12 protein-coding genes and 4 pseudogenes are annotated in these 15346 nt (G+C 68.2%); 8 read left to right on the forward strand and 8 right to left on the reverse strand.

Going from position 1 to position 15346, the window contains the following annotated elements; translation table 11 throughout:
* Positions 1–266: 266 nt before the first annotated feature.
* From QUE44_RS08740 to QUE44_RS08760, 5 genes and pseudogenes are all read right to left on the reverse strand, one after another.
* Positions 267–1160, reverse strand: coding sequence for an IS5 family transposase (locus QUE44_RS08740; protein ID WP_286214140.1), 894 nt, complete (start codon positions 1158–1160; stop codon positions 267–269).
* A gap of 48 nt (positions 1161–1208) precedes the next feature.
* Positions 1209–1598 carry a hypothetical protein gene (locus QUE44_RS08745; protein WP_286214141.1) on the reverse strand — a complete coding sequence of 130 codons (390 nt, stop codon included), beginning with the start codon at positions 1596–1598 and terminating at the stop codon, positions 1209–1211.
* Between the two features lie 58 nt (positions 1599–1656).
* A complete protein-coding gene (locus tag QUE44_RS08750) occupies positions 1657–2964 on the reverse strand; it encodes an ISL3 family transposase (protein ID WP_286214142.1) in 1308 nt (435 codons plus the stop codon).
* A gap of 110 nt (positions 2965–3074) precedes the next feature.
* Positions 3075–3803, reverse strand: a pseudogene (locus tag QUE44_RS08755) (transposase); the annotation flags it as partial.
* Positions 3804–3849: 46 nt separating this feature from the next.
* Positions 3850–4724 (reverse strand): annotated as a pseudogene (locus tag QUE44_RS08760) (IS3 family transposase); the annotation flags it as partial.
* 69 nt (positions 4725–4793) lie between these two features.
* On the opposite strand from QUE44_RS08760, the pseudogene QUE44_RS08765 reads away from it, so the two are divergent.
* Positions 4794–5045, forward strand: a pseudogene (locus QUE44_RS08765) (IS1634 family transposase); the annotation flags it as partial.
* Between the two features lie 124 nt (positions 5046–5169).
* Here the strand turns inward: QUE44_RS08765 and QUE44_RS08770 are convergent.
* Positions 5170–6663, reverse strand: coding sequence for a sugar transferase (locus QUE44_RS08770; RefSeq protein ID WP_286214143.1), 1494 nt, complete (start codon positions 6661–6663; stop codon positions 5170–5172).
* 123 nt (positions 6664–6786) lie between these two features.
* Between QUE44_RS08770 and QUE44_RS08775 the strand changes: the two genes are divergently transcribed.
* Positions 6787–8160 (forward strand): tyrosine-protein kinase domain-containing protein, encoded by a 1374-nt coding sequence (locus QUE44_RS08775; protein ID WP_286214144.1) that lies wholly within the window; start codon positions 6787–6789, stop codon positions 8158–8160.
* 78 nt (positions 8161–8238) lie between these two features.
* Here QUE44_RS08775 and QUE44_RS08780 read toward each other — a convergent pair whose 3' ends face one another.
* On the reverse strand, positions 8239–8718 hold the full coding sequence (locus tag QUE44_RS08780) for a hypothetical protein (protein ID WP_286214145.1): 480 nt from the start codon (positions 8716–8718) through the stop codon (positions 8239–8241).
* A gap of 96 nt (positions 8719–8814) precedes the next feature.
* Positions 8815–10614: a DUF4012 domain-containing protein gene (locus QUE44_RS08785; RefSeq protein ID WP_286214146.1), complete on the reverse strand. Its 1800-nt coding sequence runs from the start codon at positions 10612–10614 to the stop codon at positions 8815–8817.
* Positions 10615–10802: 188 nt separating this feature from the next.
* On the opposite strand from QUE44_RS08785, the gene QUE44_RS08790 reads away from it, so the two are divergent.
* The 6 genes and pseudogenes from QUE44_RS08790 (at position 10803) to QUE44_RS08815 (ending at position 15335) form a co-directional block, all read left to right on the forward strand.
* Complete coding sequence (locus QUE44_RS08790; protein ID WP_286214147.1) at positions 10803–11825, forward strand: GAF domain-containing protein; 1023 nt, start codon at positions 10803–10805, stop codon at positions 11823–11825.
* Positions 11825–12805, forward strand: coding sequence for a sensor domain-containing diguanylate cyclase (locus QUE44_RS08795; protein ID WP_286214149.1), 981 nt, complete (start codon positions 11825–11827; stop codon positions 12803–12805). Before QUE44_RS08790 ends, QUE44_RS08795 begins: the two co-directional genes overlap by 1 nt.
* Complete coding sequence (locus QUE44_RS08800; RefSeq protein WP_286214150.1) at positions 12798–13253, forward strand: nitrogen regulation protein NR(II); 456 nt, start codon at positions 12798–12800, stop codon at positions 13251–13253. The genes QUE44_RS08795 and QUE44_RS08800 overlap by 8 nt, the downstream gene beginning before the upstream one ends.
* Positions 13254–13326: 73 nt before the next feature.
* A pseudogene (locus QUE44_RS14130) lies at positions 13327–13560 on the forward strand (PAS domain S-box protein); the annotation flags it as partial.
* Complete coding sequence (locus QUE44_RS14135) at positions 13558–14547, forward strand: EAL domain-containing protein (protein ID WP_350226926.1); 990 nt, start codon at positions 13558–13560, stop codon at positions 14545–14547. The pseudogene QUE44_RS14130 and the gene QUE44_RS14135, both read left to right, overlap by 3 nt.
* Before the next feature lie 245 nt (positions 14548–14792).
* A complete protein-coding gene (locus QUE44_RS08815; RefSeq protein ID WP_286214151.1) occupies positions 14793–15335 on the forward strand; it encodes an arsenate reductase/protein-tyrosine-phosphatase family protein in 543 nt (180 codons plus the stop codon).
* The last annotated feature ends 11 nt before the right edge of the window (positions 15336–15346 follow it).

Here is a 15346-nt window from a genome sequence, read left to right on the forward strand (position 1 = left end):
GCCCTGCATCACGCGTCGGCGGGAGACGCCAGTGGTCTTCTCGGTCATGTCGCTCCTCGGTCGGGGATCCGCGGCCGCCCCTCAGCTGCCACTCGGTCACTCATAGGGTAGAGATCAACTAAGCATGTGACAAGCGCCACATCCTGAGCACGAAACTCTACCTGAGTATCGGCATGCAGCGCGCGAATCTGAAGAAGCGCTTGCTGGGGTGCTACCTTCCAGACGCCCGGGCGAGCCGAGCGTCTGGGCGGGCGAGGTCCGGCTGGCTAGGCCGTGTTGATCAAGTCTGATTTGATCCAGATCAGCGTGGCGGCGAGGCTGACGGCGGCGCGGTAGGTGCGGACGAGCTTGTCGGAGCGCATCGCGATGCCACGCCACTGCTTGAGCCTGTTGAAGCAGCGCTCGACGACGTTGCGGCCCTTGTATCGCTCCTGCTGCTGGTCGCCGAAGTCGATCGGCCGGCCCGGCTTCTTGCGGCGGTGCGCGATCTGATCGTCGCGCTCCGGGATGGTCGCCGCGATCCCTCGCTCGCGCAGCCATGCCCGGTTCGCCTTCGATGGGTAGCCCTTATCGGCGAGTACACGGTCGGGGCGGGTGCGGGGCCGGCCCTTCCCGTCGCGGGGCACGCGGATGTCCTCGAGCACGGCGGTCATCATCGTGGTGTCGTTGATGTTCCCGCCGGTGATCATCATCCCCAGCGGCCGGCCGCGACCGTCGCAGACCAGGTGCAGCTTGGTCGTGAGCCCGCCCCGGGAGCGGCCGATCCCGTGATCAGGCGGCTCGAACCACGGATTCTTGTGATTCGGCAGAGCCCCTGTGTCCCGGGCGAGGGTCGCGCCGTGCTGATGCACACGCGCGATCGTGGAGTCGATCGAGACGACCCAGTCGATCTTCCCGGCAGCGTCAGCCTGCTTCTGCACCTCGGCGAGCAGTCGCTCCCAGGTGCCGTCCTCGGCCCACCGGTTGAACCGCTTGTAGATCGAGTTCCACTTCCCGAACCGATCCGGCACGTCCCGCCACGGCGCCCCGGTCCGGTACTTCCACGCCATCCCCTCAACAGTGAGTCGGTGATCTGTCCACGGCCGCGACCTCCCGGTCGCCGTCGGCATCAACGGCTCCATCACGGCCCACACCTCGTCAGAGATCTCCTGTCGCGTCACCGTTCAAGACTTGCCCACCGAGGAACGAAACCTCTTGATCAACACGGCCTAGGAGGCCGCGGTCAGCGTGACCACGATCTGGTTCGGGCTCAACACCGCCGGACCAGCCGAAGTGAACGTCACCGTCTGGACAACCGAGTCAGGAGCCGACTTGAATACAGGCGTCCACTCCGCGGAGAACACGGCGTCGCCCGACCCGGCGGGCACTGTGAACTGCGCCACGACGGTTCCGGGGTTGCCGAAGGTCCACGCCGCCCCGCTGTAGGAGCCCGCAGACGAGAAGTGGCCCAACTCGTAGGTGATCGTCGCGGTGACGGTGTACGCGGAGGCGGCGCGCGGCGCTGTCACGTCAAGCGTCAGCGTGCCGGGATCGGTCGACGCACCGACGTGGACCAGATTGTCGCTGGTGGCACGCGCCGGCACCGCCGTCGCGAGCACGATCGCCGGCGTCGCCCACGCCGCACCCTGGATGATTCGTCGGCGCGAAACGGGCTCTTCACAGATGAGGCTGTAGGAGTGGTCTGAAGCCGCCGGCCTCGAGGAGTGAGCGGGCGATGTAGTGGGTGAGATTCCGAAAGCCCAGGGCCGAGCCGCGCAGGTGCTCGAGGCGTCCATTGATCGCCTCCGTCGGTCCGTTGGATGTGCCGGGGCGGTCGAAGTACGCGAGGACGTCGGACTTGCGGTTGTTCAGGGTGCGGCCGAGTTGTCGCAGCTCGACCAGTGCGGCAGGGACGCCGGTGCGTAGCGACTCGATCAGCGCCGTGAAGTCGGCGCGCGCAGCAGCCCGGTCGGGGTTGCGGTAGTTGGTGATGAGGCGCTGGTAGACGCCCCAGGTGACCTCGACCTCAGCGTGGTCGTCGGCGTCGAAGAGGGCGTCGAGCCGATCCCACTGGCGTTCGGTGAGGAACTCGAGCCCTGTGTGCAGGACCCGGCGGGACATGTAGAGCGGGTCGCCCGCGTGACCGCGATGTCCATGGATGGCCTGTTGGATGCGGCGTCGGCACTGGTCGAGGGCGTCGCCGGCGAGACGCACGACATGGAACGGGTCCATCACGGCCGTCGCGGCAGGCAACTCTTCGGCTGCGGCGGTCTTGAAGCCCGCGAAGCCGTCCATCGCGATCGTTTCGATTCCGTCGGCCCAAGCCTTGGACCGTTCCGATAGCCATGTTTTGAACACGGCCTTGGACCTGCCAGGGATCATGTCGAGCAGGCGGGCCGGGCCGACCCTGTCACGCACCGGGGTGAGGTCGATGATGACGGTGACGTACTCGTCGCCGAAACGGGTGTGCCGCCACACATGCTCGTCGACTCCGATCACGGCGATGCCGTCGAAGCGGGTCGGGTCGTTGATCAGCTGGCGGTGGCCTTCGGTCAGGACCGCGTCGTTCGCGGTGTTCCACGCGACCCCGAGCCCCGCCGCGATCCGCGACACGCTGAGGTGGTCCACGACGAGTGCGCGTAGTGCCCACGCGAGTCCACCCCGCGAGATCTTCGCCCGTGGATCGGCCGCAGCGCGAAGGTCATCGAGCCAGAACCGACCACACGGCTCGCACCGGTAGCGGCGCACCCGGACCAGCAGCGTCGTGGGCCGGCACCCGAAGGGCTCGTGAGCGAGGAAGCGCGACTGCGTACCCAGCGAGCGAGCACGATCACCGCACCCGTGGCAGACATCGTCGATCACAGCGACGCGGCACTCGAGCACCGCCCGATCGGCCGCGATCCGCTGCCCAGTGACCGTCAGGCCCAGGTCGTCGAGGTTGCAGAAGGTCGTGAGATCGGGCGCGCCGAAGGTAGCGTGAGACACGTCGAGGTCTTCCGGACGGTGAGCTTAGGAACTTCCATCCTGGAGGACCTCGACCCCTACCCCCGACCGTTCACCATCGAGTGGCCGCTACAGCCTCAATTGTGAAGAGCCAGTTCACGCTTGAGCGCACCACGCCCTTCAATGAAGAGGGACTGGTAGATCGCCTCATGGCTGATACGCATGGACTCATCATCGGGGAAGTCGATCGGCAGCCGGTTCGAGATCTGCTCAGGGCTCCACGCCTGCGTCCACGCCCGGTCCTTGCGGTGCGGCTTGCCCCGCCCGGTGAAGCGCGGTGGTGTCGGGCCGGGCACGATCGTGCCGTCCGCCAAGCAGATCTGCCCCGTCAGGCGCTCCTCGACGTAGGCCCGCAATCGAGGGTTGGCGACGAGCTTGGCGACCTTCGGCCGCTTGGCGGCCATATCGGCCTTCCACTGCGCCACCGACGCCCGATAGCCACTCGAGTTGGAGCGGGTGGCCGCGTTGCGGCGCAACTCCCGCGACACGGTACCTGGGTCGCGTCCGATGACGCGGGCAATCTCGCGTACACCCCGGCCCTGAACGTGCAGCAGCGCGATCTCCTCGCGTTCAGCGAACGACAGATACCTGCCCAAATGCTGCTGCTTGATGTCGAATGGCGGCATGCCGCCAGCCTTGTGGAACCACCGCGCGCCTACCGCCTGCGCCACGCCGACGACCGCCGCGGCTTCCTCCGCGAGCAGACCCTTCGCGATCTGCTCCCAGAACGCGACCTCGACGTGACGTTGGAACTTCGGATGCCCCGGCGACCTGAGCTTCGGCCTGATCGCGCGATCCGCATTCTGCTGACGACGTGCCATCACACACCTCTAGATCGAGGTGTTGCGACGACCAGTTGAATCCGCCTTGGGACCCTCTGTCCGAGTGGCAGGTCAGATCGTTCAGATCAGCACCTGTCAGGGTGCGTCGGGCGACGGCCTGCTCGAGCGCCGCGACCGCCAGCGATGACGTCATCCGGTCGCTCATCGAGTAGCCGACGATGCGGTTCGAGAACACGTCCTTGAACGCGCACAGGTACAACTTGCCTTCGCCCGTGGGGTGCTCAGTGATGTCCGTGAGCCACACCCGGTCGGGGGCGTCGGCGGTGAAGACGCGTCGGACGTGGTCGTCGTGGACGGGCGGGCCGGCTGTCTTCCCCGTTCCCCTCCTGCGGTGCACGGCCGCGATGATGCCCGCTTCCTTGCACAACGCGTGGACCGTGTTGCGGGACACCTCGAGGCCGAGCGCGTGGAGTTCGTCGGCGATGAACCGGTAGCCGAACTCGGGGTCGTCGGCGTGGACGTCGAGGGCGGCGTTGATCAGGTACGCGCGATCACGGTCAGCGTCCGTGATCGGGTTGGCTTTCCACTTGTAGAACGCCTGCTTGGAAAAGCCCAGCACCCGGCAGGTCACCGCGACGGGGAGGCCGTCAGCGGCAAGGTCAAGGACCAGCGGGTACGTCATTTTGGGGAGAGGGACCTCGCGAAGTACGCGGCGGCGCGGCGGAGGATCTCGACTTCTTCCTCGAGCTGACGGTTGCGCTTCTTCAGCTCACGCATCTGGGCCGACTCCTCAGCCACGACACCGGGACGGACACCGTCCTCGACGTCGGCATTCTTCAACCAGTTGCGCAGGCACGACTCGGTGATACCGAAGTCCCTCGCGATCTGCTTGATCGAGCCGCCCCGACGGGCGACCGCAACGACATCACGACGGAACTCAGCGGGATAGGGCTTGGGCACGGGAAACATCCTTCCAGCACGGACCGAGATCCGTGACGGTCAGAGTCAACCGATGCTGGGGCAGACCCGACCGACCTACGCGCCCGGCCGATGTTCCACCACACCCGGGACGCGATCGAGGCACACCTGACGATCGTGTTCACCGCACTGGCCGTCAGCCGCGAGGTCCAAGCCCGAAGCGGGCTCGCGATCCGCAACGTGATCCGTCAGCTACGGCCCCTGCGATCCGCGACCATCGCGATCAACGGCACCGAACAGACCTTCACACCCGAGATCCCAGACGCGGAGCAAGCCATCCTCGACGCACTCGAACGATCCTGAACTCACGCACTAAGCGAATGAGCCAACTCAGGTCGGACTACTGGCGCGCGAACCTCTCTGCAGACTCGGCGATCGACGCCTGGCGCGAGGTCCTCAACACCGTCGCAGCACGCGAGCTAGCTCCCTAGTAGGCGCCGCGACCGGCGATGACGGCCCACAGGGTGCGCAGGATGATCATCGCGTCGCCGCCCAGGCTCCAGTTCTCGGTGTAGTAGAGGTCCAACCGGACGCTCTCGTCCCACGAAAGGTCGCTACGTCCGCTCACCTGCCACAGGCCCGTGATGCCCGGGCGCACCAGCTGCCTGCGCGAGACGCGAGCGTCCCAGTGCTCGGTTTCGCTCGGCAATGGGGGCCGGGGACCCACCAGCGACATGTCTCCCTTGAGCACGTTGAGCAGCTGCGGGAGCTCGTCAAGCGAATACCGCCGCAGGACCCGGCCCACGCGCGTGACGCGCGGGTCTTCGCGCATCTTGAACAGCACGCCGTTGCCGTCACTCGACTCCCTCAGATCCGCCAGACGGGCGTCCGCATCCACGTACATGGACCGGAACTTCAGCATCTCGAAGAGCTGGTGGTCGAGCCCCACGCGCACCTGGCGGTAGAGCACCGGCCCTGGGCTCGAGAGCTTGACCAGCACGGCAATGATCGCGAGCGGCACAGCCAGCACCGCAAGAATCAGCGCGGCACCAATGCGGTCGGTGAGCAGCTTGAGCGCCACGGTGGGGCCCGAGAACTGCGGCGCCTCCACGTGGAGCAACGGCAAGCCCTCGACCGGAGACATCTTCACGCGGGGGCCGGCCACGTCAACCATCGACGGGGCGACAATGAGCCCAATTCCCGAGCCCTCGAGCGACCAGCCCAGCGCACGCGCCTCGCGCAACGACATGGCGTCGTTGCCCGAGAGCAGGATGAACTCCGCACCCGCGGCGGATGCCTGCGCTACTCCGTCGTCAAGCGGACCCAGGACCGGCACACCGTCGATGTCAGCGACCGCAGGGGTCGTGGTGCCCGGCGGCGTGCAGATCCCCACGACGTTGTAACCCGCGCGCCGCGCATGATGAAGGCGTCTCACCATCTGCTCGGAGACCAAGAGCGGACCCACCACCAACACCTGCGCCTGCATCTCGCCGCGGTCCCGCTGAGCGTGGATCCAGGTGCGCCACACCGCGCGATAGATGAGCAACACGACGGTGCCCAGGGGAAGCGCAAAGAGGAGGTAGCCGCGGCTGATCTGCCACTGCGTGAGAAATCCCACAATGGCGACGATCGCGAAGGTCCACCACCCCGCAGCCACCACCCGCTGAAACTCCTGAGGACCGTGTCCGAGGATCCTGGCCTCGCGCGATCCGGTCACTCCGAGCTGAATGATCCACAGGATCCCGATGGCCAAGGTGACGACCGCGTACGTCTGATTCCCGGTTCCAGCGACGGGCGCCCAGAGGTCCCTTCCGAACCTCGCGGCGTGCGCGAAGACCATCACCAGCGCCACCACAAAGGTGTCGGAGAGGAAAAGGCGCGCCTGATACTTGTGCGCCCAGCCGCGCGCGCCGTACATGCGCTGGATGGATGCGTGGGCGCTCGGCGCCGCCTGGTCCGCTGCGATGTCCCCCGGTGTCACGGTGCCCAGAGTAGCGGCGCTCTATGACAATTGTTCAGGACCTCCCTCGAAAGTCACGAAACGCCGACATAGCCATGGAACAATTGCGGGGGCGCCGCCGGACGGCTGCGCGTGAGGAGAACCGTGGAACTGCAGGATTACCTTCGCATCCTTCGTAAGAACTGGATCGCCCTTGTGGTCCTCACGGCGCTGGGCGCCGGCGCCGGGCTCGCGTTCTCCGTCGTGTCGACGCCGAGTTACACAGCCTCCGCCAAGGTGTTTGTCTCGACGGCCAACTCGAGCGACGTGGCGGACCTGGCAACGGGCAACACCTTCACCCAGCAGCGCGTCAAGACCTACTCGGACCTGGTGAAGACCTCCGCGGTGCTCCAGCCCGTGATCGACGACCTAGGCCTGGGACGCGCCGTGTCGGAGGTACGGGGTCAGGTCTCCGCCTCGACGCCCCTCAACACCACCGTGATCGATGTGACGGTGACCGACGCGGACGCCGTGTTCGCTGCTTCGCTCGCGACCGCGACCGCCAACCAGCTGATCGCCACCGTCGAGGACATCGAGACCACCGATGCCGCGGCCGGCTCACCCGTGCGCTTGTCCGTCGTGCAGCAGGCCGAGGTCCCCGGGGCGCCCACGTCACCCAACCGGAACCTCAACGTGGCGCTTGGCCTGCTCCTGGGCCTCGCCCTCGGGGTGGGGTTCGCGATTGTCCGCGCGACGCTTGATACTCGCGTGCGCAACGAGCGCGACCTCGAGCGGGTCACCGACGCCCCCGTGCTGGGCGGGATCGCGTACGACCCCAAGGCCAAGCAGCGGCCGCTCATTGTCCACGAGGACGCGATGAGCCCCCGGGCCGAGTCCTTCCGCACGTTGCGCACCAACCTCCAGTTCCTGGACGCAGAGCGCTCCGAGCGCAGCTTTGTCATCACGTCCTCCATGCCCTCCGAAGGCAAGTCGACCACCGCCGCCAACCTGGCGATCACGCTCGCCGACGCCGGTGCGCGCGTGCTCCTGGTGGGCGCGGACCTGCGCCGCCCCAAGATGGCCGCCTACATGGGTGTCGAGTCGGGCGTGGGCCTCACCGACGTCCTGATCGGCCGCGTCGAGCTCTACGACGCCGTGCAGCGCTGGGGCAGGAGCGATCTGTTCCTGCTGCCGGCAGGATCGATCCCGCCCAACCCCAGCGAGCTCCTGGGCAGCTCCCTCATGGAGACGTTGATCACGCGCCTCAACGCCGAGTTCGACGTCGTGCTCTACGACGCTCCCCCGCTGCTACCCGTCACCGATGCCGCTGTGCTCGCGCGCCTGGTGGGCGGCACCGTGCTGATCGTGGCCGCGGGATCGACGCATGCCCACCAGGTCGACAGCGCCCTGGCGGCACTCGAGACCGTGGGCGCCCCGCTGTCCGGCCTGGTCCTCACCATGCTGCCCACCAAGGGGCCCGACGCGTACGGCTACGGCCGCTACGGCTACACCTACGCGGAGACCGACGGCAAGAAGTAGCCCGGCATCGTCCCGCCGGCAATGACAAAGGCCCCCGCACCGTGAGGTGCGGGGGCCTTGCTCTAAAGCGAGTGAGCCTTACGCGTTGACGTTCGCGCGGCGACGGCCGGCCACGAACACCGTGGTCGCGCCGGCGACGAGCAGGACGCCCGCACCGATCGCCAGGCCGGCGTTCTCGAAGCCGGTGCTCGAGAGCTCCTCGTCCGTGCCACCGGTCGCGGCCGCGACGTTGACCGAGGCGGTGTCGACGGCCTCGCCGTTGATGATGGCGGAGATGCCGATCACGCCGGCGGTGCCGGGCGCCGTCACGGTGAACTCCGCGACGTTGTTGACGATGGTCTTGGGCGCAGAGGTCACGGTGCCAGCGATGGTGGCGTCGTCACCCGAGGTGGTGGTCTGCAGCTGAGCCGAGGCGCCGTTGGGGCCCTCGACCGTGCAGTCGAACGTCTGGCCCTGGTCGACAACGGTCGCCGAGCACGTCAGCGCGTCGTCAGGGGCGGGGTAGGTCTCCGCGAAAGCGGCGGTGGGTGCGAGCACCACGGCGCCTGCCAGCGCCACAGATGCGAAAGTACGAGCGATCATTGTTTGCCTCCCAGCGTGCGGCGCTCTCTGCACCGCCATGGATTCGCGTTCATGTTAACAGCCATCTAGCAGTTAATCGGCAGTCCGGGTGTAAACATTAGGTTTCGAACCCGGGGTCTCCACCACGGCCGGTGCCAGGAGCGACGGCTCCGTGGCGATAAGTCCGAACACGAGCGTGGTGGATTGTCCGGGTTCGAGCACAATGCGCGTGCTCGCGACCGTCCGGCCGTCATGGACTTCCGGGTTGAAGAATCCCGGCCGACCATCCCGAGTGAGATTCGCCACACCCATTCCCACCGCGGGGTAGACAAGCACGTTCGCGTGGAACTCCCCCGCCGGCACGTAGACATCTCCGCCCGAGACGTACTCGGGAAGGCTGGCCACGTCCCCATCGAAAGTATGGGTGTAGGTGACCTCGATGGTCTGCCCGCCCAGCGACCCATCCGAGCAGAAGTGGTCCGTCACCGTGGTCTCGGAATCGACATACCACCCAATCTTCGAACCCGAGCCGTCGTTGACGAACACGCCCACGGCATCGGCCCTCTCCAGGAAGCCACCCGCGATGGGCGTGGACGCCAGGAGGGCCTGCTCCTCGCCCTGCGCGGACCACAGCATGAACCGCCCCGCCTCGATGGCACGCTCCACCCCCGCGAGGGCCGTGGCCTCCCCCGAGACGATCCTCCCGAACAGCTCCGCCGAGGCGCGCGCAAAGAAGGCGTCCTGCTCCGCCGGCTCGGGGAACTCGAGGTAGCTGTCCCGCAGCATGACCTGCGCGAGGTTCTCCCCCGTGATCTCGAACGGGCCCACGGCCGTGGCCGGTGCGCCCTCGAGCATCCAGCCCAGCGCGACGGGGTCGATCGAGATCACGCCGTCGACCTGCTGGTCGTATTCGGCGTCCCAGAAGCGCGTGATGAGCTCCGCCGAGCGCGGGAACTCGGGCGTGAAGTTCACGTCCTGCGGGTAGACCTCCATGCGGCGGGTGAAGATGCGGAGTTCATCCTCCGTGAGGCCGCCCACGCCGTCCTGACTGACGAGCGCCGATGCCGGGGCGTAGGTGCCCATGGTCATCCGGCCGTCGGTGACGGTGAGTTTGATGATGGCGCCAGGGATGCCGCCCGTGGTGCGCGGCTCCGCGTTGTTCTGGACCATCACCAGGTACGTGCGGGGTCCGTCGCCGCCCAGCATCGCGGGGAGCAGCTCCGCCGCCACGTGGCCGCCCTGGACCATCGCCGCCACCGCGTTCACTTGCGTGCGCAGCTCGAGGAACGGCTCCTGGATCTGCGGGAGGGTGGCGGTGAGGTCCTGGGACTCGAGGGTGGACTGCTGCGTCTCGAGGGTGGCGGCCGCCTGGGCGAGCGCGTCCCTGTACGGCTCGAGCGTGAGGGGGTCGATGCGGCCGTCGGTGAAGCCAGGGACCGCGAGCGCATCAAGGCTGCCCATGTCCGCGAGTGGCGCGAGCGCATCCGTGGCGATGGCCTCCACGGCGGCGCCGGCCTGCGCGAGAGGCGTGGCCTGGTCGCGGACCCACGGCGTGCGGGCCGCAAGCCACCAATGCGGGCCGTCGGTGGCGCCGGCGAAGGTGGTGGCGGCCTTCTCGAGCTCCGCGACCTCGTGTGTGAGCGCATTGGGGTCGCGGGCCGCGAGCGCGTCCTGCGCGGCGGCGGCGTGCTGCGTGAGCGCGTCCTTGGACTGCAGGAGCTGGTAGCCATCCCACGCGAAGGCCGCCCCCGTCGCGATCAGTGCCAGGACTGGGATGCCCACGGCCCACGGCCAGACGCGGCGCGGGCGCTGGCCGCTGGCGTGCTGGGCGCCGGCACGGCGGCGCGCGCCGGAGCGCCAACGCGCGCCGGAGGCGTGCGGTCGCGGGGTCATGCGGCTCCTCAGCGGGTATGTGGTGGTGGCGGCGGACGACGTCTCACCAGTGCCGCCAGGCTACCCGGACCCCCGCAGATGTGGCACTTGTCACTCGGCCAGCGTGGACTTCGCCACAACGGGCGCTGAGCGTGACAAGTGGTGCTTACACTCTGGCCACCACTCGATGTTGACCTGGGGAGGACACCGTGCAGCAGACGCCGCACACGGCGGAGCCACCCCTCGCGCGTCCCCGCGCGGACCGGCCCCACCTCAGCGAGGACGAACGCCGCCGTCACCGCGAGTGCGGGGCGATCCCCCTCCACACCATCGATGAGGTCCAAAGCATCGGCGCGGTGCTCCGCGTCTCTCCCCTGAGCGGCGTCATCAACGCCGTCAGCGCCAACCGCGCATCCTGGCTAGGCCGCACCCTCGACCGCGCTCACCCCGACCTCCCGCGCGCGGTGAGCGAGGGCAGCGAGGGTGAGGCCACCATCGTCCTCGAGGACGTTCCCCACTATGTGGCCGTTCGCACGCATCCCACCCACCTGTTGGTCGAGCTCGAACCCACCGGCGCCGATTCCGCGGCGACCGTCGCAGGAGCGCTGGACGCCATCCATCGTCTGGCCTCGATCACCGACCCCGACCAGTTGGTCCACGCCGCCGCCGCCGAGATCAAGGTGCTGACCGGGTTCGATCGCGTGACCATCAACAGGTTCCTGGACGACGGCCGCGGCCTGATCATCGCGGACGAGCACGAACCAGGCATGGACCCGTACACGGGCCTGCATTTCCCGGCATCGGACATCCCGCCGCAGGCGAGAAAGCTGTACGTGCGCAAGCTGTCCCGGAGCATTGTCGACGCGATCGCGCCCGTGTCTCCCATGCGCTACCTCCAGGGTGAACACGAGCCCGTTGACCTCACCTCCACGGACCTGCGCGTCCCCGCGGCCCACCACCTCGAGTTCATGCGCAACATGGGCCAAGTGGCCACCGTGTCACTGAGCATGACCGACGGCGATCGCCTCACCGGCATGATCATCTGCTCACACCGGAGCCCGCGCCACCTCCCGCGTCCCGTGCGGCGCCAACTCGAAGTGGTCGCACGCCTGCTCTCCGCACGCATCGAGTCCACCCGCCGGATCGCGCGGCTTGAGCGCCAAATCTCCCTGCGTCTCAAGCGCGCGGAGCTTGTGGCGCCGTTCTACGGCACCGCCCCCTTGACGGGGTGATGGACGATGCCGTGGGCCTGTTGCGCGAGATGGTCCCCTGTGACGGCGTGTACCTGAAGATCGGGGAGGAGGAACGCTCTGACGGCGCGGTGCCGCCGCGCGAGGCGCTCGCGGCCGCCGCGAAGGCCTTCGCGGCGGGCCGCACAGACGCGGGAGACGATCCCGTGGTGACGGACGCGCTCGCCGAGGAGTTCCCCTCCGCATACGCCGAGATCCCCGGCGTCGCCGGCGTGATCTACCTCCCCTTGAGCGACCCCCAGCACGGCGAGACGCACGACATGCTGGTCTTCATGCGTCGGGAAGCCGAACGCGACGTCCACTGGTTGGGCGAACAGACGCGTGCCAACCGGAGCACCCCCGTGTCCCCGCGCCGCGAGTTCGCGCTGTGGCGCGAAACCGTTGCCGGACGTTCCCTGCCGTGGGCACGCGCCGCGGAGGAGGCGCTGGACCTGGGCGAGGACATTCGCGCCGCGGTCACCGCGCGCAAGAACGCCCACCTCGCGGACCTGGCGCGCTACGACACGCTCACCGGCCTTCCCAATAGGCGCTACCTCGAAGAGTTCGGTGCGCGGCTGTCCTCCACCCGCCGGTCACGCGTCGCGGCCATCTTCCTCGACCTCGACGATTTCAAGGACGTCAACGACGACTACGGTCACGACGTCGGCGATGCCGTGCTCGCCGCGCTCGGCCGGCGCATCGCGGGCGTCACGCGTGACCGCGACCTGCCGGCCCGGCTCGCGGGAGACGAGTTCGTGGTGCTGTGCCGCGACGTGGAACCGAAGGAGGCGCACGCGATCGCCGCGCGTCTGGTCGAAGCCCTGGTCGCCCCGCTCGACATCGACGGTCAGGAGTTCTCGATCGGCGTGTCCGCTGGCGTAGCCATGGGATCAGCATCGGAGAGCTTCGAAAATCTGCTGCGCGCCGCGGATCAGGCGATGTACCGAGCCAAGAGGGAGGGCACGGACGTTGAGCATGCATAGCACCCGAACTCTCGACGAGGCCGGAGACGCCCCCCGCATCGAGGACGTGATCGCACACCTGCCGGTCCCTGTCGCGACCGCACGCGTGCGCAACACCAGCACCGGGTCTGCCGGCTGGGAAATCGTGTCCGTCAACGGCGCCTTTGCCGAACTGTTCGCGGTGGCCCCCTCAGCGGCTCGTGGCCAGGACCTGCGCCGGTTCTATCACGCCGACTTCGACGCGATGCCGCTCGACGCGGACCAGGCCGCCCAGCCCGTGCGCGTCGAAGCAGAGACACGCGAGCCCCTGGGCCGCTCCACCCAAGTGCTCCTCACCGTGGCTCCTGCGGGGAGGACCCCTCCCTGCGCATCGTCTCCTCCCGCGAACTGGATGCCAACGCGCTCACACGGGCGTTGCGCACCACGCGCGAGCAGTTCCGGCGGCTGGTCAACGACAGCCCCGACATGACGTACGTGCTCGACACCGCAGGCACCGTGATCGATATCAATGAGGCCGGCGCGTCGAGGTCGGCTTCCCGCGGGACCTCATCGTCGGCCGCGACCACCGGATGCGCGTCCACCCCGATGACCTGGCGGACCTCGACGCGCGCCTCACACGCGTCCTGCACCGCTCCGTCGAGCAATTCGAGGCCAGGCTCATCACCAGTGACGACCGCGTGGTCCTGCTCGATGTGCTGGCCCGCCCCTACATCGAAGACGGCCTGGTGGTGGGCATCTTTGGACGCGCGCGCGACATCACCGACCGCCGCCAGATGGAGCTGAAGCTCTGCGAGAGCGAGGAGCGCTACCGCTCGCTCTACGAGGACAACGTCGACGCCGTGTCGACCATCGACATCGACGGCAAGGTCATGTACGCCAACAATGCCACCGCGCAACTCATGGGGTATTCGCCCGACGAGGTCGTGGGCAAGAACTTTCTGCCGTTCATCGCGGCGGACCGCATCGAGGAGACCGCCGCGCACTTTGGGCGCGTGGCCCAGGGTCAGACCGTGCAGTACGAGACCGCCATCATCACCGCCGACGGCACGGATCCCGAGACGCTGCTGCGCAGGGCCGACTCCGCCATGTTGGCCGCCAAACAGGTGGGACGGCGGCGCGTGGCACTGCACCACGAACTCTCCGGCCAGGAGGAGGCGCGCGGCCAGCGCATGGAGCTCGCCCTGCGGAGTGCGATGTCGAACCGCGAACTCTCGCTCGCGTACCAACCCCAGGTGGCACGGTGGCGCGACGCCGGGCTGGGGGACATCCTCATATCCGTCAACATCTCTGTCGACCAGTTCTACGACATCGAGTTCGCCCACCACCTCGAGGCGGCCATCGAGCTCGCGGGGATCTCTCCGGAGTCGCTCGTGCTCGAGATCACCGAGTCGATCGCGTCCCAGTCCGAGATCGTCGTGGACCAGCTCCACCGCTTTGCCGGGATTGGCGTGCGGATCGCGATCGACGACTTCGGCACGGGGTACTCGTCGCTGCGCTACCTCAAGGACTTCCCGGTCGACTACGTCAAGGTCGACCGCTCCTTCGTGGACCAGATGGAAACCAGCAAGCCCGACCGCGACCTGGTGTCGACCATCGTGGCGCTCGCTCAGAACTTTGGACTCGCGACCATCGCCGAGGGCGTCGAGACCCCCGAGCAGGCAACCCGTCTGCGCGAGTTGGGGGCCGAGTACGCCCAGGGCTTCCTCTTCGGACGGCCGATGCCCGCCGCCGAGTTCGAGGAGTGGCTCGCCTCGCGGGAGTGAGGGTGCTCGGGAGCGGAGCGCGACCACGCTGACGCCAGGGTGATTCACGAATCGCGAGCGTGCGTCGGAAATGGCGACGGACCGGCCGTGCTCGGCCGCGTGGCGGGCATCGTCCCTCCCTAGAACCCGCCACCGTAGCCTGCTGCACCGGCGCACCGGGCGCGCCTCCCTCCCTTCCCAAGCACGCCCGTGGCTGGCAGGATGGCGCGAAAGCGCCGACCGAGGGCACCGTCATGGGGGGCACCGTGACCGACATCCTTGCCGTCTGCACGGGGAACGTCTGTCGCTCACCCGTCGCGGAGATCCTGTTGCGCGCCCATCTGGGGCAGGAGGCGCGCGTCACGAGCGCTGGCACGCATGCGCGCGAGGGCGCCGTGATGCCGCGCAACATGCGCATCGAGCTCAAGCGGGACGGCGTGGATGCCAAGCGGCACCGCGCAAGGTCTCTCACGCGCGGGATGCTCGAGGACGCGGGCCTGATCTTCACGGCGTCGCGCAGACAGCTGCGCTACGTGGAGCCTCTCGCTCCGGGCGCCGCCGACCGCGCCTTTGTCCTGGGCGACCTCGCGGCCGTGGCGCGTGCGGGCGCGGTGCTGCGGGGCGACTCGGTGAGGGACCGGATCCTCGATGTCCCGCGCGTCGCGGCGCTCCATCTGGCCGTCGTCGACGAGGCAGACTCGACCGACATCCCCGATCCCATGGGCCACGACCAGACCACGTATCGCATCGCGTACTTGCTGCTGCGCGAGATGGTGGGAGACGTCGCGAGCTGGGTGCGGGGTCGCTAGCAGGCCGGTCG

The sequence above is a fragment of the Demequina sediminis genome, assembly GCF_030296675.1.
In the GTDB taxonomy this organism is placed as follows: Bacteria; Actinomycetota; Actinomycetes; order Actinomycetales; family Demequinaceae; genus Demequina; species Demequina sediminis.